We start from the raw sequence: 17,679 nt of genomic DNA, 5'->3' as shown, positions 1-17,679 counted from the left end.
GTGCATGACGCAGATCACCATCATCGGCGGCGGACTCGCCGGGCTGACGGCCGCCATCGCCTGCGCGGAGGAGGGCGCGGACGTCCTCCTGCACGAGGCCCACCGGACCCTCGGCGGCCGGGCCCGCTCGACCGCCGCGCCCTACGTCGCCAACGACGGCACCCACGTCCTCTACTCCGACGGCGCGCCGTTCCGCTGGCTCGACCGGCGCGGCCTGGCCGGGCCCTGCCGATCGCTGGGCCTGAAGGAGTTCCGGGGATTCCGGGTCCGGTACGACTCCCGTCTGCTCGCCCGCCCGCCCCGCCCCCTGGTCAGGGCCCTCCTGAAACGGGGCCGGGAGGCTCCCGTACACGAGAGCTTCGAAAGCTGGGGCCACCGCCACCTGGGCGAGGAGGCGACGAGCGCCGTGGCCGGCCTGCTGGGCGTGGTCACCTACGAGGCCGACCCGGGCCGCCTGTCGGCGAAGTTCGTCTGGGACCGCTTCCGGCGCGTCTCGCGGCCCGGCTTTCCGGCCCCCCGCTACGTCGTCGGCGGCTGGGGCCGCATGATCGAGCGCATGGCCGCGCGGGCCCGCGACCTCGGCGTCGCGATCGAGACCGGTTCACGGGTCACCGAACTCCCCTCGGGCCCCGTCATCGTCGCCACCGGCCTGGACGCCGCCCGCACCCTCCTCGGCGACCCGGCCCTGACGTGGGAGAGCGGCCGGTCGGCCCTGCTCGACCTGGGCCTCAGGCGGGACCCCGCCGACGTCTTCCTGATCTCCGATCTCGACGAGGGCGGCTTCTTGGAACGGTACTCCTCCCCCGACCCCACTCTCGCGCCCGAGAACGAGAGCCTCGTTCAGCTCCAAGTGCCCCTGCGTCCGGGAGAGGGCAAGACGGCGGGCGTCGCCCGTCTGGAGCGGCTCGCCGACCTCGGTCTCCCCCGCTGGCGCGACCGCGTCACCTGGCGCAGGGACGCCCTCGCGACAGGCCGCACCGGCGCCCTTGACCTGCCGGGATTCACCTGGCGGGACCGTCCGGCCATCGACCGGGGAGAGGGCGTCCGGCTCGCCGGAGACAGCGTCGCGGCCCCCGGTCTGCTGGGCGAGGTGGCGGTCAACAGCGGCCTTGAAGCAGCCCGCCGGACGGTCGAGTCGATTGGCAAAACGCGCCAGATGACGTAAAGGATGGGGGCAGATTGGCCCGATCCACCTCCCATGGCCTAGGCTTAATGCGTGGTCGCCCGAGGCGAGGTCAGGTCGCCTCGGGCGGCCACCCTTATTTCCCGCCCGAAAACCCGCTAAGAGCGGGCGACCCGGGTCGTCATCGCCAGTTCGTCGCCGTCGAGGGCGAACTCCACCGCGACCGCGTTGAGCTCCCCGGTACTGGTCAGATGGGTGCCCCCGCAGGGGATCGAGGCCTCCGCCCCCGGCAGGAGGCAGCGCCACGTCCGGCGGGCGGTGAGGTCTTCGTCGGGGCAGTCGACCCAGACGGGCGCGTCGGCCGCGATCCACTCCTTGAGGCGCTCGCCCACCTGCTCGGTCAGCGCGGGGAGGTCCAGCCCGGCGGGGTCGAAGCCCTTGCGCCGCAGCGACTTGCCCAGCCGGTAGACGTCGCGGCTGCCGTGGTTGAGGATCCGCGACGACGTGATCGCGAGCTGGTCGAAGTCGGGGTGGCCGAGGCTGTCGGCGCGGGCCTCCTTGCGCCAGAGCGGCGCCAGCGCCTCGTTGAGCGCCAGCGCCGTCAGATGGCAGGCGGTGTGGCCGGCCGACAGGCCGTGCCGGCGGTCGGGGTCGACCCACAACTCGACCTGGCCCTCGATGGGCTCCTCCATGATGTGGACGACCAGCCAGTGCCACCCCTCGGCGCCCCGCTTCACGGGGATCTCGTCGCCGATGTAGAGGGTCTGGCCGTCAGTCGCACCGGTCTGGCAGTCGACCACCCGGGCCCCGGCGAGCAGACCGGTGTCGGCCGGCTGGTCGGGCCAGGCGTGGTCGAGTGGGTGGAAGGGGGTCCGGGCCACGATCACTCCGTGGCCGCCCCCCAGCGGCACCCGCGCGACCACTTCCGACGACCCGGTCAGCCCGCCCTTGGGATAGGTGACCTGGGTCGATGCGCGAAGGTCCATGACTGTCATTATCGGGCACGGCGTCCAGGACCCGGTCGCCGCCCACGTACCACCCGGTGACCGCCTGGGCGGCGACCACCACGAAGAGCAGGGCGAAGGGCAGCGTCCAGCCGCCGGACAGCTGGTAGAGCACGCCGACCACGAGCGGCCCGGCCCCGGCGAAGAGGTAGCCGGCGCTCTGCCCGAACGCCGACAACGCGGCGGTGGCCTCGGCGGTCCGGGTGCGCAGCCCCAGCAGCGCCAGGGCCAGCGGGAACGATCCCATGGCCAGCGACAGCACCAGCGTCCACACCACGATGGCCTGGCCGGTCAGCAGCCCGGCGAAGCCGATCACGTAGATCGCGACGAACCCGAGGATCAGCGGCCGCTGGTCGCGCATCCGGGTCGCCAGGGCGGGCACCACGAGCGAGACCGGGATGCCGACCGCCGCGAAGATCGCCATGACCGTTCCGGTCTGCTCGCCGGTGAACCCGTGGTCCAGCAGGAACTGCGGGAACCAGCCGAAGATGACGTACGCGATCAGGCTCTGCGACCCGAAGTAGCCGGCCATGGCCCAGGCGAGCCGGTTGCGGAGCAGGTCCCCCGGCCTGATCCCGGCGGCCGTCCCGCGCTCGGGCTCGGTGCGCAGCAGCGCGAGCCACGGGATGACCGCAACGGCCGCCAGCGCCGCCCACACCCCGAGGGCGACGTGCCAGTTCCCGTCGGCGGCCTTCTGGATCGGCACGGTCGCGGCGGACGAGATCATCGTGCCGAACGCGAGCCCGACCGAGTACAGCGTGGTCAGCGGCCCCGGCCGGGCCGGGAAGTGCCGCTTGATCAGCGTCGGGATCAGCACGTTGCCGATCGCGCCCCCCGCGAGCGCGACGGCACTGGCCAGCAGGAACACCGCGACGTCGTCGACCATCGACCGGATCAGCAGGCCCACGCCGGTGAGCACCAGCGCGGCCACCAGCAGCCGGTGCTCCCCGGCCCTTCGGGACAGGGCCGGGGTCACCGCGCCGAAGGCGGCGAAACACAGGACCGGCAGCGTGGTGAGCACCCCCGCGGTCACCGCCGACATGCCGAGAGAGTCTCTGATCTGGTCGAGCACGGGGCCGACGCTGCTGACCGCGGTACGCAGGTTCAGCGCGGCGAGCACGATCCCCACGGCCACCAGCCAGGCGATCGATCCGGTACGACTTCGGCGGGCGGCGATCGCTGCCATGCCTAACTCAATCCCCCACTCATCGAATCATCCTATGATTCGACAAAGTTTAGGACCCTTTTGTCCAGTTAGGCAAACTGGTTGTAATAAAAGTGGGCGGCCCCACAGGGCCGCCCACGGGGATCAGGCGATCGGCGGGGTCAGCGGCGGGCCCTCGTCGTACCGGGGATTGCCGTGGGCCCGGGGTGTCGCGCCGGGCGCGGGCAGGGACGTGTCGCCCGGCAGGGTGCCGCCGGGTTCGTGCCGGTCCCCGACGTCGCCGCGCCAGCCGCCGGTCTCGCCGCCGCGGGACTCGATGAACTCCTTGAACCGGTTGAGGTCGCCGTTGACCCTCAGGCGGACGATCTGCAGGGCGTCGCCCATGGTCTCGGTGAACCCCTCGGGGTCGTACTCCATCCGCAGGGTGACCCGGCAGGCCGCCGCCCCGAGAGTCTCGAAGGTCACCGTGCCGGACTGGCGCGGACGCTCCAGCGACCGCCACTCGATCCGGTGGTCGGGAGTCTGCTCGGTGATCTCGGCCTCGAACTCGCGCCGGACTCCGGCGATCTCGACGACCCAGTGCGTCCGCCGGTCGTCGAGCTGCTTGACCGACTCCACGCCTTCCATGAATTCGGGGAAGGACTCGAACTGGGTCCACTGGTTGTAGGCGGTCCGGACCGGCACATCCACGTCTACGGTGTTCTCGATCGTGCTCACTAGCCGTTCCTCCTGGATTGTCGGGGAACGGTCACACCTGCCCGAGTCTGCGCGTTCTGAACAACCAGACGAGACCGATCACGGGCAGCACCAGCGGGACGAACAGATAGCCGCTGCCGAAGCCCGACCACACGGTCGCGTGCGGGAACGCCTGGGAGTCGACGATCGACAGCGTCCCGACGACCAGCACCCCGGCCAGCTCGATCAGGCAGGCGGCCAGGGCCAGCCGCCCGTTCCCCCTGGCCAGCGCCACGGTGAGCACGATGTAGACGAGCGCCGCGAACGCCGACAACGAGTAGGCCAGCGGCGCCTCCGAGAACTTCGTGGCGATCTGCACCCCGGCCCGAGCCGAGGCCGCCAGCGCGAACACCCCATAGACCGCGACGAGCAGGCGGCCCGGACCGGTGTTCACCCGCGTGGTCACGGCATGTCCCACAGCTGCAGCAGCCGCCCGGTCATGACCCCGACCGTGAAGGCGGCCACGGCGATCACCGCGGGCCCCCACCGGGTGCGTTCGGCCTTCCCCCACCACACCGCCGCGGGCGGAATGACGATCGTGCCGATGAGGTAGCCGACGAAGGTGGCCTGCTCGGTCACCTGACCGGCCTTCGGGAAGGCGATCACGGCCTGCACGACGAGGGCGAGCTCGACCAGGACCAGCCCGGCCAGGACGACCGCCCCCATGGGCCGGTTCCGGATCGCCGTGACCAGGGAGACGACGGCCAGCAGCAGGGCCGCGCCGATCACCCATCCGGAATAGGCGGAGAACATGCCCAGCAGGGTACCGGTGGCCTGCGCCGGTCCGTGCGGCCGGCAGGATCGCCGGCCGCACCAGGACCTGGTCAGCCCTCGGCGGTCTCCCGCACCAGCAGATCGACCACGTCGGCGGCCTGCCCGTTCCTTCGGTACGCCGCCCGCTGCCGCGCCGCCGACCCGCCGAGCCGCACCGCCTCCAGGGCCAGCGCCGAGACCGTCTCCCAGTCGCCGAGCGCCTCCAGGGTCGGGCGCAGCTCCTCCAGCAGCGTCTCCACCAGCAGCCCCGCCGGGCTCGGTTTTCCGGTGAGCGGCGAGATGAGGTCACCGCCCAGCCCGGAGCGGGCCGCCCGCCAGGTCGCCGCCCGCAGGAGCGCGGGCCGCTGCTCGAACCGGGGCGGCGCCCCGGCCTCGACGGCGTCGGTCTCCCGCACGACCAGGGCCCGGAACAGCCCGGCCAGCAGGACCATGTCGTCGACCCGGGGAACCGAGTCGCAGACCCGCAGCTCCATCGTCGGCACGTGCGCCGACAACCGGATGTCGAAGTAGACCATGCCCGGGTCGTCGATGACCCCGGAGGTCACCAGGTCGGCGACGGCCTGGTCGTATTCGGCCGCCGACCGGAACGGCCCGAGCGGCCCGGCGGTCGGCCAGCGCTGCCAGGCCAGGGCCCGGCTGCTGGCGTAGCCGCTGTCGGTCTCGAACCAGTAGGGCGAACTCGCCGAGACGGCCAGGAGGACCGGCAGCCACGACTGCACCCGCTGCGCCACCAGCACGGCCAGGTCGCGGTCGGTGATCTCCACGTGGACCTGGCCGCCGCAGATGAACTGCTCGCGGGCGATGAACTGGTAGCTGTCGAGCAGATATTCGTAACGTTCGTCGGGGGTGAGCGCGAAACCGCCGGTGCCGTGCAGGGGCGCGGTGCCGGAACCGACGATGCCCAGGCCGTGGGGTTCGGCGCTGGCGATCAGGCGACGGCGCAGGTCGACCAGGTCGGCGCGGAGGGCGGCCAGGTCGGGGGTCGGGGTGCTGTTGGTCTCGACGACGGCCTGCTGGAGCTCGGCCGAGAAACTCGTGTCGGGGAGGCCGTCGAGGACGACATGGGCCTGTGGGGTCAGCCGGCGGCTGACGAGGTCGACGACGTGGAATTCCTCTTCCACGCCCAGCGCCACCAAGCGAGTCATAAGACGTGATCTACCCATCATCCGGTGAATGAGTACGAACTAGGTCAAGCTGTCGAGCCAGGCGCGATGCAGGCCCGCGAACCGTCCCGCGGCGGCGATCAGGTCGCCGGGCGGGCCGTCCTCGACCACCCGGCCGCCGTCGATCACGAGAACGCGGTCGGCGATCTCCACGGTCGACAGCCGGTGGGCGATGATCAGGGCGGTCCGGCCCGTCAGCACGGTCCGCAGAGCGCGCTGGACGAGCCGTTCGCTGGGAACGTCGAGGCTGGAGGTGGCCTCGTCGAGGATGAGCACGACCGGGTCGGCCAGGAACACCCGCGCGAACGCGACGAGCTGCCGCTGCCCGGCCGACATGCGGGCGCCCCGTTTCCCGGCTTCCCCGTCGAGCGAGGAGACGAACCTCCGCACGCCGACCGCCGCCGCGGCCGCCTCCACCTCGGCCTCGGACGCCGACGGCCGCCCGAAGCGGATGTTGTCGGCCACGCTGCCGCCGAACAGGTAGTTCTCCTGGGTGACCATGACGACCGCCCGGCGCAGCTCCTCCTCGGAGAGATCGCGCAGGTCGACGCCGTCGAGGGTGATCGCGCCGGTGACGGGGTCGTAGAACCGGGCGATCAGCTTGGCCAGCGTCGTCTTCCCGGCCCCAGTCGCCCCCACGACCGCGACCGTCTGACCGGCGGGGATGAGGAGGTCGAGCCGGTGCAGCACCGGGACGTCGGGGTGGTAGTGGAAACGCACCTCCCGGAACCTGACCTCGCCTCGGGGAGCCGGCAGCGGCACCGGCACCAGGGGTTCGGGCACGCCGGGACGCTCCTCCAGCACGCCCGACAACTTCTCCAGCGCCGCCCCCGCCGACTGGAGGGTGTTGTAGAACTGCGAGATCTCCTGCATCGGCTCGTAGAACTGGCGCAGGTACAGCAGGAACGCGGCCAGCACCCCGACGGTGACCTCGCCGTGCACGGCCAGCCAGCCGCCGTAGACCAGCACCGCCGCGATCGTCACGTTGCCGAGCAGCTTCACGCCCGGCTGGAACAGCGCGATCAGCCGCATGCCGGCCAGGTTGGCGGCCCGGTAGCGCTCGTCGAGCTCCTCGAAGATCTCCTGGTTCCGGTCTTCGCGGCGGAAGGTCTGGGCCGCCCGGATGCCGGTCATCGACTCCACGAAGTGGACGATCACCCCGGCGACCGCCTCGCGGCTGCGCCGGTAGGTGACCAGGGAGGCCCGCCGGAACCAGCGGGCCATCAGGAACAGCACCGGGAACGGCGCCAGCGCGACCAGTCCGAGCCGCACGTCGAGGACCAGCAGCATCACGGCCGTGCCGAACAGCGTCAGCACGGCCGTGATCAGCCCGTCGAAGCCGCCCGCGACCAGTTCGGCGATGGCCTCCACGTCGGAGGTCAGCCGCGAGATGACCCGCCCGGAGGTGTACTTCTCGTGGAAGGCCGGGGACAACCGCTGGAACTGCGCGAACACCCGCCGCCGCAGCTCCAGCAGCGTCTCCTGCCCGATCTGCCCGGAGAACCGGAGGAACGCCTGCCGGGTCAGCGCCTGGGTGAGCGCGCAGCCGAGGATGGCCGCCACGATCAGCAGCAGGGTGCGGGGGCCCTGTGGGATGCCGACGTCGATGCCGACCTTCACCAGGTAGGGGATCGACAACCCCGCCGCGTTCGCCACCACGATCAGCACGACGAGCAGCCCGATCGCCCGGCGGTGCGGGCGCAGCAGATCGCCGAGCAGCCGCCGCGACCGGGCCCGGAGCAGGACGTCGGCCGCCTCGTCGAGGTCGTCGCGGTTCTCCGCCGCGACGCCGCGCCAGTCGGTCAACTCAGCACCTCCTCCGCCGCCAGGAGCGCCCGGTACCCCGGCACCCGGGCCAGTAACTCCCGGTGAGTGCCGACGTGGCTGATCGTCCCGCCGTCGAGGAGGGCGACCCGGTCGGCGAGCAGCACCGTGGAGGCCCGGTGGGCGACCACGATCCCGGTCGCGTCGGCCAGCACGTGGCGCAGCGCGTCCTCGACCAGCGCCTCGGTCTCGACGTCGAGCGCCGACAGGGTGTCGTCGAGCACCAGGACCCGGGGCCGCCCCAGCACCGCGCGGGCCAGCGCGAGCCGCTGCCGCTGCCCGCCCGAGAGCGACATGCCCTGCTCGCCGATCCGGGTGTCGAGCCCCCACGGCAGGTCGTAGGCGAAGGTCGCCTGCGCCACCTCCAGCGCGGCCCGCACCTCGGCGTCGGTGGCGTCGCGGTGACCGAGCGTCACGTTCTCGCGCACGCTCATGGAGAAGAGCGTCGCCTCCTCGAACGCCGTCGCCACGATCGACCGCAGGCACGGCAGGGTCAGGTCGCGGACGTCGTGACCGTCGACGGTCACCCGGCCCGAGGTGACGTCCAAGAGCCGGGGCACCAGCGCGGTCAGCGTGGTCTTGCCCGAGCCGGTCGCCCCGACCACGGCGAGCGTCTCGCCGGGCCGGACCTCCAGCCAGACGTCGTCGAGCACGGGCCGGTCGGCCCCGGGGAAGCGGAAGCCGGCGCCTTCGAACCGCAGGTGCCCGCGCGGCCGGTCGAGCACGAGCGCCCCGCCGACGATGGCCGGCTCGGTGTCGAGCACCTCCAGCACCCGGTCGGCGGCGGTCATCGCCTCTTGGCCCATGGCCAGGATGAACCCGAGCGAGGACACCGGCCAGACCAGTTGCAGCACGAACGAGGTGAACGCCACCAGGGCGCCCAGCGTCAGCGCTCCCCCGCCGACGGCGGTCGCCCCGAGCAGCAGCACCAGCGCCAGGGTGACACTGGGCACGATCTCCAGGAAGGTGAAGAACCGGGACGAGAGCCGCACCTTGCCCAGCGCGGTCTCCTTGACGGTCACCGCGAGGTCGTCGTACCGGGAGAAGACGTGGGCCCCGCGGCCGAACGCCTTGATGGTGCGGATCCCGAGCGCCGACTCCTCGACGTGGGTGGCGAGGTCGCCCTGGCGGTCCTGGAGCGTGCGGGAGATCGTCCGGTAGCGCCGCTCGAACCGGTTGGACACCACGATGATCGGCACCGCCGCGAAGGCGACCAGCAGGCCGAGCGGCCAGTAGAGGTTGAGCAGGAGGACCGTCACCACGACGAGCTGGATGACGTTCATGACGAGGAACAGCGCGCCGAACCCGAAGAAACGGCGGATGGTGCCCAGATCGGTGGTGGCCCGGGAGAGGAGCTGTCCCGACTGCCACTCGTCGTGGAAGCTCATGGGCAGCCGCTGGAGGTGGGCGTAGAGGTCGTCGCGGAGGGCGGTCTCCACGCCGAACACCGCGACGCCCTGCGTCCAGCGGCGCAACCAGATCATGACCGCCTCGACCACGCCCAGCGCGAGGGCGAGCAGGCCGAGGGGGATCAGAGCGGCGAGGTCACCGCGGGCGATGGGCCCGTCGATGATCTCCTTGCCGACCATGGGGATCGCGAGCCCGGCGGCGATGCCGGCGACGGCGGCGATCCAGCTGACGATGACGACGGTTGCGAAGGGCCGGAGGTAGGACTTGAGTCGCCAGAGGGACAACAAGTGCATAGTCCCAAGGACTACAGGCTCAGCCCGTTTCCCGGGAGGCCACTATCGCGTGCCGTCGTCCTGGAACTCCGGTTTGTCGTCGCTGATCACGGGTTCGGGGAGGGTGCCGGCGTTGTGCTCGCCGAGCCGCCAGCCCTTGCGGCCCTGCTTGAGCAGCGACCACGAGCAGTTGCCGAGCCCGCCGAGCGTGTGCCACAACTCCCGCGGGAGCCCCAGCACGGCGAGCATGCCCAGGCGCAGCGCGGCGCCGTGGGAGACGACCACGAGCAGCCCGTCGTCGTCGATCTCCTCGGACCAGCGGAGGATCGCCGCCGACACCCGGGCGGCGACCTCGACCTCGGTCTCGCCGCCCGGAGGCTCGAAGACGGCGTATTCGGCCGGCCAGCGGGCCGCCAGGACGTCGCCCGTCAGGCCCTCCCACTCGCCTCCGCCGCGTTCGCGCAGCTCCTTGTCGACGGTGACCGGCAGGCCGGTCACCCGGCCGAGCGCCAGAGCGGTGTCGTGGGCGCGGCTCAAATCGCTCGACACGATCTTCGTGGGCCTGAGCGCGGCCAGCAGGGAGGCCGACCGGGCCGCCTGGGCGACCCCGGTCTCGTCGAGCGGGATGTCGGTGTGCCCCTGGAAGCGGTGTTCGACGTTCCAGCGGGTCTGGCCGTGCCGGAGGCAGACGATCCGCCGGCTCACCCCTCACCCCGCGCCCGCTGGGCGGCGGCCTGCGCGACGCTCTCTGGCAGCGCGATGGCCGGGCAGTCCTTCCAGAGGCGCTCCAGACCGTAGAAGTGGCGCTCCTCCTCGTGCTGCACGTGGACCACGATGTCGATGTAGTCGAGCAGCACCCAGCGGCCCTCCCGCTCGCCCTCACGGCGGACGGGCTTGGCCTCGGCGTCGACGCGCAGGCGCTCCTCGATCTCGTCGACGATGGCGCGGACCTGGCGGTCGTTGGAGGCGGAGCAGACGACGAATGCGTCGGTGATCACCAGCCGGTCGCTCACGTCGTAGGCGACGATGTCGTCGGCGAGCTTGTCGGCCGCGGCCTCGGCGGCGACCGAAACGAGCTGGATCGATCGTTCAGATGCGGTCACGATGTGGTCTGTTCCTCCATGACGGGGATGTGATCCCAGAGTGCCCACCCGTCGGGGGGCTCTTCAAGCCTATTGCCGCCCTATCGGTAAAGACCCCGCTTGCCGATGTACTGGACGATGCCGTCGGGGACCAGGTACCAGATGGGCTGCCCGGCGGCCACGCGCTCCCGGCACTCCGACGACGAGATCGACAGGGCCGGCACCTCGATCAGGCTGACCTTGCCCGTCGGCAGCCCCGGGTCGTGCAGGGTGTGGCCAGGCCGGGTGCAGCCGACGAAGTGGGCGATCGTGAACAGCTCCTCGGCGTCGCGCCAGCCGAGTATCTGGGCCAGCGCGTCGGCGCCGGTGATGAAGTAGAGCTCGGTCTCCGGCCCGTACGCCGCCGCGATGTCACGCAGCGTGTCGATCGTGTACGTCGGCCCCGGCCGGTCGACGTCGACCCGGCTGACCGAGAAGCGCGGGTTCGACGCGGTCGCGATCACCGTCATCAGGTAGCGGTCCTCGGCGGCCGAGACCGTGCGGTCGGCCTTCTGCCACGGCTGGCCCGTCGGGACGAAGACGACCTCGTCGAGGTCGAAGTGGTGGGCGACCTCGCTCGCGGCCACCAGGTGGCCGTGGTGGATGGGGTCGAAGGTGCCGCCCATGATGCCAAGCCGCCTGGTGACGGCCCCGTTTCTCATAGCACGGACGATAACGTCCGGCCTCTCACCGGGTTCATGCGCGGCGGCCGGAGCACCGACGTAGCATGCCGAGCATGACCACTCCCGATCGCACCCGCACGCCGCTGCCCGGCATCAGCTCCCGCGCCTACGAGCACCCCGCGGACCGGTCCGCCCTGGTGGCGATGCGCTCGCTGACCGGGTTCGACTCGGTGCTCAAGCGCACCTCCGGGCTCTTCTCCGAGCGGCGGCTGCGCCTGATGTTCCTCGCCTCGGCCGTCCGCACGTCGGAGACCCAGTTCCGGGGCCTGTACGACATGGGCCGCGACAGCGCCTACATCCTCGACCTGGCCCGGATCCCCGAGGTCTACGTCCAGCAGGATCCCAAGGTCTACGCGATGGCGATCGGCTTCGACGAGCCCTTCATCGTCGTCTCGACCGGCTGTCTCGACCTGCTCGACGAGGAGGAGCTGCGGTTCGTCATCGGTCACGAGACGGCCCACATCCTGTCGGGGCACGCGGTCTACGGCACGATGCTGCAGATCCTCACCCGGCTGGCCACCCGGGTCGCCTGGATCCCCCTCGGCTACATCGGCCTGCGCGTGATCGTCGCCGCCCTCGAAGAGTGGGCCCGCAAGGCCGAGATGTCCGCCGACCGCGGCGGCCTGCTCGCGGGCCAGGACCCCGAGGCCGCGCTGCGCGCCCTGATGAAGCTGGCCGGCGGCTCCCGCCTCCACGAGATGAACATCGAGGCCTTCCTCGACCAGGCCCGCGAGTACGACACCGCCGGCGACGTCCGCGACGGCCTGCTCAAGGTGCTCAACCTGCTGGGCACCACCCACCCGTTCGCGGTCACCCGGGTCGCCGAGCTCGACCGCTGGCGCCGTAGCGGCGACTACGACCGCATCCTCACCGGCGACTACCCCCGCCGCACCGACGACCACAACGCCAAGATCTCCGACGAGGTCAAGGCCGCCGCGGCGTCCTACCGTGAGTCGTGGTCGCAGTCGCAGGACCCGTTCATCGGCGTGCTCCGCGACGTCGCCGAGGGCGCGGTCAACGCCGGGGAGCGCATCTTCAACCGCTTCTCCCGCCGGGAGAACTAGAAGAGCGAGCCGACGATCCTGACGGCGGCGGCGCAGATCGCGACGAACCCGCCGAGCACCGCCAGCGCGCGCAGCCCCTCCCTGCGCAGCTCCGGCAGCTCGGCGCCGACCTTCTCGACCTCGCGGCCGATGATCGCGCCGCAGACCACGCTGAAGACGAGCCCCGCGACCGTGACGGGCACGGCCTGCTCCCACCAGACGGGGGCCACCCGCCCGCCCGCGGTCGCCCACATCGCCCCGAACGCCAGCGCCCCGGCGGGCAGCCCCGGCCAGGCGACCCCGGCGATCAGCGCACCGGAGAACGACACCGGGAACAACCCGATCCGCAGGGCCTTCTTCAGCCGTCCGGGCCGGCGCGTCCGCGTCAGCCAGTGCCCCACCCAGAGGGCGCGGGCCAGCACGACGAACACCCCGGTCACCGCGAACGTGGCGACCGGGTAGACCACACACGCGATCACACACGGCACCGCCACGGCGGCCAGCATCAGCAACGAGGTCCCGCCCGTGGGAACCGCCTCGGGCGGCGGCTTGACGCTCCGCCTCCGCGTCCGCGTCCGCACCGCCGCCTCTGCCCCGAGCCGCGACTCGGCCTCCTCCCTGGCGGCCTTGTCCTTGGTACGCCGCGCCTCGCCCGACGGCGCGGCCGGGTCGGCGGAGCCGGGGTCCCGGGTCCGGCGGCCACCATCAGCCGAACCGGTCCCGGCGGCGTCGCGGGCGCGGCGGCCCCCTTCAGCGGCACCGGCCGCGTCCCGGGTGCGGCGACCGCCCTCGGCGGAACCGGTGCCGGCGGAGTCCCGGGTCCGGCGGCCACCATCAGCCGAACCGGTGCCTGCGGCCTCCCGGGTGCGGGGCTCACCGTCGGCCGAGCCCGAACCGGCCGCGTCCCGGCTCCGACCGCTCGTGGCCGAACCCCCATCGGCGGCATCCCAAGTGCGACGCCCACCCTCAGCCGGACCCGCACCAGCGGCCTCCTGAGCCCGACGACCACCATCGACCGACCCCGCACCGGCCGCATCCCGGCCTCGACGACCACCGTCGACCGACCCCGCACCGGCGGCTTCCCGGCCTCGGCGACCACCGTCGACGGACCCGGGACCGGCCATGTCCCGTGCTCGACGACCGCCGTCGACCGGCCCCGCACCGGCCGCCTCGCGCCCGCGGCGCCCATCGGCCGGATTCGGGCCGCTGGAGTCCCCAGCGCGACGCCCGCCCTCGGCCGGGCCTGAACCGGCCGCGTCCCGGCGACGGCGGCCGCCGTCGGTGTCCCGGGCTCCGGAGTCGTCCACGGCGGCGGTTTCCCGGCCTCGGGCGCGCCGGGGCGTCTCGCCCTCGGTCTGGGCCTCCTTCTCGCGGGCGTCGTGTTCCTCCGCCGCGCGGGCCAGCCGGGTCATGCGGTCGGCGAGGATCGCGGCCGTCGGGCGTTTGGCCGGGTCGCGGTTGAGGGCGGCCCTGATCTGCGGGAGCAGGGCGGGCGGCACGTCCTTGAGGTCGGCCTTGCCGTGGAGGATGGCGTACATCTGGGACTCGGCGGAGCCGCCGCCGAAGGTGGGGCGGCCGGTGGCGGCGAAGGCCACCGTGGCGGCCCAGGCGTGGAGGTCGGCCGGTTCGCCGACCTGTTCCCCGGCGAAGAGTTCGGGCGCGGCGTAGCCGGGAGTGCCGAGGAAGGTCCCGGTCTGGGTCATCCGGGTCGCGTCGAGGACCTGGGCGATGCCGAAGTCGATCAGCACCGGGCCCTCATCGCCGATCAGCACGTTGGCCGGTTTCAGGTCGCGGTGGACGATCCCGGCGGCGTGGATGATCGCCAGCGCGGTGGCCAGGCCGCGCGCGAGGCGGATGACCTCCACCTCGGGCAGCGGCCCGTCACGTTTCACCGCGTTGAGCAGGGTGTCGCCCGCGATGTGCTCCATGACCAGATAGGGCCGGTCACCGGAGAGGTCGGCGTCGAGGACCCGCGCCACGTAGGGACTCTCCACCCGCCGCAGCGCGCGGACCTCGCGATCAAGCCGTAATCGGGCGTCGGCGTCGCCTTCGATGGCTTCGCGGAGCATCTTCAGGGCGACCTGCTCGCCCCGTTTGGTGGCGGCGAGATAGACCTCGCCCATGCCACCACGGCCCAGGCGCTCCAGGAGCGCGTATGGGCCGACCCGCCCCAGACGTCCACCCATAGGTGTGGTCACGATAGTGGAGCGCCACGACATTTCCCCGGAGGCACGCCGGTCATCGTCGGAAGACGTACCGATCCAGCGAGATCCGGCCGGGACCGGCCACGGCGAGCATGACCGCCACCGCCCCCAGGGCCGTGACGAGCTCGAACGAGCCGTCCTTGACGTGCACGAACAGGAACGCGCCCGACATCACCGCGAACAACATGGCCCCGGCGACGGCGGTCAGCAGCCCGAGCACGAGCATGACCCCGCCGCCGAGCTCGGCGACCGTGGCGAACCAGGCCGACGCGCGCGGGGCGGGCACGCCCGCCTGGGTCATCGCCTGGGTGGTGGCGTCGATGCCGCCGCGGGCCTTGGCCCAGCCGTGCTGGATGAACGTGGCTCCCAGCGCGACCCGGCCGAACAGCGCGGCGGCGTCGTACAGGGCGGGCCTCACCGGAGCAGGTGGTCGAGGCGGGCGCCGCGCTCGGCCGGACGGGGTGCGGAGAGCCGCCAGCGAACCAGCCCATACCGCTCCAGGGCGAGCAGCAGCCGGTCGGCGCCCGCGACGACGGCCACGATGAAGCTCAGCGTGACGAGAAGATCCATGCGTCCCATGATTCACCGGCGATCACGCAGAGTGACTGAAGTGGTCGCCAAGTCATCCTCAAGAGCCTTAAGCCACTCTTTGACCCATGAGCGAACCCGTTACCGTCGTCGCCGCCGGCGAGACCTACCTGTACACCGAGGGGGTCCGCTGGGCCCTGGCCGAGGCCCCTGGTATCAAGCTGCTGGCACTGGCCCACGACGGTCCGGACGCGCTGAAGGCCGCCGTCAAGCTCGGCCCCGACATCCTGCTGATCGACCTGACCCTCCTGCACGAGGTCGACTACATCGCCCGCCGCTGCCCCGACGTGAAGATCATCGTGGTCAGCCAGCACGCCGACGAGCTGAGCCTGATGGCCGCCATGCGGGCCGGCGCCCGCGGCTACGTCATGACCAGCGCCCACCCGGCCGAGCTGGCCGCCGCGATCCGCGCCGTCGGCGTCGGCCACCTGGTGTTCGCCCGTGAGGTGGCGGCGGGGCTGCGCGAGAAGCTGACCACGCGGTCGACCCGGACCGCCTTCCCCGAGCTGACCACGCGGGAGCACGAGGTGCTGGAGCACCTGGCCGACGGCCGGAGCAACGCCGAGATCGCCAAGGTGATGTGCCTGGCGCCGAAGACGGTCCGCAACCATGTGAGCAACGTGCTGACGAAGCTGGAGGCCGAGAGCCGCTTCGACGCCGCCATCCGGGCCCGCGACGCCGGCCTCGGCACCCGGGTGCTGCTGCGCGCTTAGGGCGGGTTTCCCGAAGCCGAAGTGTCACCCCTCAGTCAGCCCCCTCGTGATGGACCATGACGCGAGTCCATTCACGAAGGGGACAGATGCTCAAGAAGTCGAAGAAGAGATCCCCGTCGCCGTCACCGTCTCCTCGCGGGACCGTCGTCGACCCGACGGCCGAGGACTCCGACACGGAGTTCATCAACCTCGATGAGGATTCGGAGGAAGAGGGGGAGGTATCGAGCGACGGGGAACCGAGCGTGGTGTCCCCGAAGCCGCCGATCGATCCGACCGCTGAGCCGCTCGGCGACGAGGAGTCCTCCATCGACGGGGACGCCGTGACCGTCGAGGAGTCGATCGATGAAGACGACTCCGCGGACGACGACCCGGCGCCCACCTATGAGGAGCTCGACCAGAACATCCCCTTCTTCGACGTCGACCATCTCTGGAAGTTCGCCGGCCTGCACGGCGACCTCGTGAAGAGACTGCTGGCCGCCCACGACGACCCCTCCTCCCGCGACCACCAGGCCGCCCTCCGCCTGGTCGCCGCGGCGCGCGCGGTGGTGCCCGACCCGCCGCTGCAGCCGTTCAGGGACGGCCGGGAGGGCACCGAGTTCTGGCAGCTCGCCGGAAAGGCGCTGCGCGTCGGCGGGGCCGATCCCGTCGGCGTGCTGGCGGAGCTCGCCGCGGCCTGGGCCTACGTCCCGAAGACCCCGACGGAGCCGGCGCCCCATGCCGCGATCAGCCTGGCCGTGCGTCAGGTGAAAGGCGAGGAGTTCCGCGCGAAGCAGTTCGTCCCGATGGTGCAGGAGCTCGTGAAGAGGGGCCCCTTCTTCGGCCGGCCGCATGTCAAGGTGGCCAGGACGAAGCAGTCCGCGACGGAGACGGACTGGAAGAAGGTCAGGAGCATCGCCCGCGGGTGGGTGCGTGGCGTGATCACCGCGCGCACGAACGGCCTGAAGGGCTACGAGGAAACCCTCTCCACCATGGTCAAGAACAAGGACCTGAAGGAAGACCGCGCCCGCGACCGTCTGGCCGACATGATCTACTGCCTGGGCCGCACCCGCGTGTGCGTCGCCATCCTCCACCAAGGCAACGAGATCGCCCTCTTCGCCAACAACGGCGACAAGACGATGGCGGTGAGCCTGGAGAGGCTGCTGAAGGCCTCCCGGCTGACCGGACCGGCCCAGGGCGCGGCCGTCGACGACCTCCTGACGTTCATGTATCCGAACAAGAAGGCTTCACGGGAAGAATTCGCCCAGACTCGCCGACGACTCGTCAAGACCCTCGCCTACCTGGCCGAACTCGAGTCACGGCACGGCCGGATCCGCCCGGTCCCCGTCCCCACCGAGGTGGAGGGCATGCACGCGGAGATGCAGGCGGCCACCGTCGCCAGAACGATGCCGGGCGGCAAGCTCGGGATCTCGAAGTTGTGCTGCGTCAAATGCTGGCTGGCGCTCACCGCCGGTCTGCCCGGCCTCTTCGACCGCCCGCTGGCCACCCACAAGAACTCCTATCCGTGGCCCCCGCCGCAGTTCCTGGAGGAGCCCGAGGTCCTGGCCCGGCTCCTGGATCTCCACACCGACAAGCCCTACCTCGGCGTCGAGGACACCAAGCGGCTCCGGGAGGAGCTGGAGGAGAGGTCGCACTCGGCGGTCGTGAACGCCTTCGAGCTGTTCAGCAGCGTGACCAACGAGGACGTCGGCTACCTGTCGAGCGGCGACGAGGGCGCCGGCGAACCGGACGCCCACACCGCCGCCTACCAGCGCTACCTCAGCCGCGACGAACCGCTGAACAAGAACAAGCGCGACGCGACCACGGCGCAGACCACCGTGGTCCCGCAGACCAAGAAGCAGAAGAAGACGTGACCGCCGT

18 protein-coding genes are annotated in these 17,679 nt (G+C 71.7%); 4 read left to right on the top strand and 14 right to left on the bottom strand.

Annotated features, from left to right (window positions below):
• Positions 1-4: 4 nt before the first annotated feature.
• Positions 5-1,165 carry an FAD-dependent oxidoreductase gene (locus tag GT755_RS05935; protein WP_161478731.1) on the top strand — a complete coding sequence of 387 codons (1,161 nt, stop codon included), beginning with the start codon at positions 5-7 and terminating at the stop codon, positions 1,163-1,165.
• Between the two features lie 116 nt (positions 1,166-1,281).
• Here GT755_RS05935 and GT755_RS05930 read toward each other — a convergent pair whose 3' ends face one another.
• From GT755_RS05930 to nadD, 11 genes are all read right to left on the bottom strand, one after another.
• Positions 1,282-2,004 (bottom strand): alanyl-tRNA editing protein, encoded by a 723-nt coding sequence (locus GT755_RS05930; protein WP_161478730.1) that lies wholly within the window; start codon positions 2,002-2,004, stop codon positions 1,282-1,284.
• Positions 1,895-3,313 (bottom strand): CynX/NimT family MFS transporter, encoded by a 1,419-nt coding sequence (locus tag GT755_RS05925; protein WP_161478729.1) that lies wholly within the window; start codon positions 3,311-3,313, stop codon positions 1,895-1,897. The genes GT755_RS05930 and GT755_RS05925 overlap by 110 nt, the downstream gene beginning before the upstream one ends.
• 123 nt (positions 3,314-3,436) lie before the next feature.
• Positions 3,437-4,009 carry an SRPBCC family protein gene (locus GT755_RS05920; protein ID WP_161478728.1) on the bottom strand — a complete coding sequence of 191 codons (573 nt, stop codon included), beginning with the start codon at positions 4,007-4,009 and terminating at the stop codon, positions 3,437-3,439.
• 31 nt (positions 4,010-4,040) lie between these two features.
• Positions 4,041-4,433: a hypothetical protein gene (locus GT755_RS05915; protein WP_161478727.1), complete on the bottom strand. Its 393-nt coding sequence runs from the start codon at positions 4,431-4,433 to the stop codon at positions 4,041-4,043.
• Positions 4,430-4,780, bottom strand: a complete 351-nt coding sequence (locus GT755_RS05910; RefSeq protein ID WP_161478726.1) for a hypothetical protein — start codon at positions 4,778-4,780, stop codon at positions 4,430-4,432. Before GT755_RS05910 ends, GT755_RS05915 begins: the two co-directional genes overlap by 4 nt.
• A gap of 71 nt (positions 4,781-4,851) precedes the next feature.
• Entirely contained in the window at positions 4,852-5,946 is a 1,095-nt protein-coding gene (locus tag GT755_RS05905; RefSeq protein ID WP_235966161.1) for a carboxylate-amine ligase, read from the bottom strand.
• Positions 5,947-5,985: 39 nt separating this feature from the next.
• Complete coding sequence (locus GT755_RS05900; protein WP_161478724.1) at positions 5,986-7,770, bottom strand: ABC transporter ATP-binding protein; 1,785 nt, start codon at positions 7,768-7,770, stop codon at positions 5,986-5,988.
• The gene (locus GT755_RS05895; RefSeq protein ID WP_235966159.1) at positions 7,767-9,482 is read right to left on the bottom strand and encodes an ABC transporter ATP-binding protein; all 1,716 of its coding nucleotides are present in this window, start codon (positions 9,480-9,482) and stop codon (positions 7,767-7,769) included. Before GT755_RS05895 ends, GT755_RS05900 begins: the two co-directional genes overlap by 4 nt.
• 51 nt (positions 9,483-9,533) lie before the next feature.
• Positions 9,534-10,175 (bottom strand): histidine phosphatase family protein, encoded by a 642-nt coding sequence (locus GT755_RS05890; protein ID WP_161478722.1) that lies wholly within the window; start codon positions 10,173-10,175, stop codon positions 9,534-9,536.
• Positions 10,172-10,573, bottom strand: coding sequence for a ribosome silencing factor (gene rsfS / locus GT755_RS05885; protein WP_030454810.1), 402 nt, complete (start codon positions 10,571-10,573; stop codon positions 10,172-10,174). The genes GT755_RS05890 and rsfS overlap by 4 nt, the downstream gene beginning before the upstream one ends.
• A gap of 80 nt (positions 10,574-10,653) precedes the next feature.
• A complete protein-coding gene (nadD, locus tag GT755_RS05880; protein ID WP_161478721.1) occupies positions 10,654-11,253 on the bottom strand; it encodes a nicotinate-nucleotide adenylyltransferase in 600 nt (199 codons plus the stop codon).
• Positions 11,254-11,318: 65 nt separating this feature from the next.
• On the opposite strand from nadD, the gene GT755_RS05875 reads away from it, so the two are divergent.
• On the top strand, positions 11,319-12,338 hold the full coding sequence (locus GT755_RS05875; RefSeq protein WP_161478720.1) for a M48 family metallopeptidase: 1,020 nt from the start codon (positions 11,319-11,321) through the stop codon (positions 12,336-12,338).
• Here GT755_RS05875 and GT755_RS05870 read toward each other — a convergent pair.
• Genes GT755_RS05870 through GT755_RS05860 form a run of 3 tightly spaced genes read right to left on the bottom strand, consistent with a single transcriptional unit; the run spans position 12,335 to position 15,091 of the window.
• Positions 12,335-14,503: a serine/threonine protein kinase gene (locus GT755_RS05870; RefSeq protein ID WP_161478719.1), complete on the bottom strand. Its 2,169-nt coding sequence runs from the start codon at positions 14,501-14,503 to the stop codon at positions 12,335-12,337. The genes GT755_RS05875 and GT755_RS05870 overlap by 4 nt on opposite strands.
• Positions 14,504-14,555: 52 nt before the next feature.
• Positions 14,556-14,939 carry a DoxX family protein gene (locus GT755_RS05865; protein ID WP_161478718.1) on the bottom strand — a complete coding sequence of 128 codons (384 nt, stop codon included), beginning with the start codon at positions 14,937-14,939 and terminating at the stop codon, positions 14,556-14,558.
• Entirely contained in the window at positions 14,936-15,091 is a 156-nt protein-coding gene (locus GT755_RS05860) for a hypothetical protein (protein WP_156045936.1), read from the bottom strand. Before GT755_RS05860 ends, GT755_RS05865 begins: the two co-directional genes overlap by 4 nt.
• An 86-nt stretch (positions 15,092-15,177) precedes the next feature.
• Here GT755_RS05860 and GT755_RS05855 point away from each other — a divergent pair, with 86 nt between their 5' ends.
• Both GT755_RS05855 and GT755_RS05850 read left to right on the top strand, forming a co-directional pair.
• The gene (locus tag GT755_RS05855) at positions 15,178-15,822 is read left to right on the top strand and encodes a LuxR C-terminal-related transcriptional regulator (RefSeq protein ID WP_161478717.1); all 645 of its coding nucleotides are present in this window, start codon (positions 15,178-15,180) and stop codon (positions 15,820-15,822) included.
• An 86-nt stretch (positions 15,823-15,908) separates the two neighbouring features.
• Positions 15,909-17,672, top strand: a complete 1,764-nt coding sequence (locus tag GT755_RS05850) for a hypothetical protein (protein WP_161478716.1) — start codon at positions 15,909-15,911, stop codon at positions 17,670-17,672.
• Positions 17,673-17,679 lie beyond the last annotated feature (7 nt).

This window comes from Herbidospora solisilvae, from assembly GCF_009901565.1.
GTDB lineage: Bacteria > Actinomycetota > Actinomycetes > Streptosporangiales > Streptosporangiaceae > Herbidospora > Herbidospora solisilvae.
Note: the sequence above shows the minus strand (reverse complement) of the source record. Positions and strands in the feature narration are given on the sequence as shown.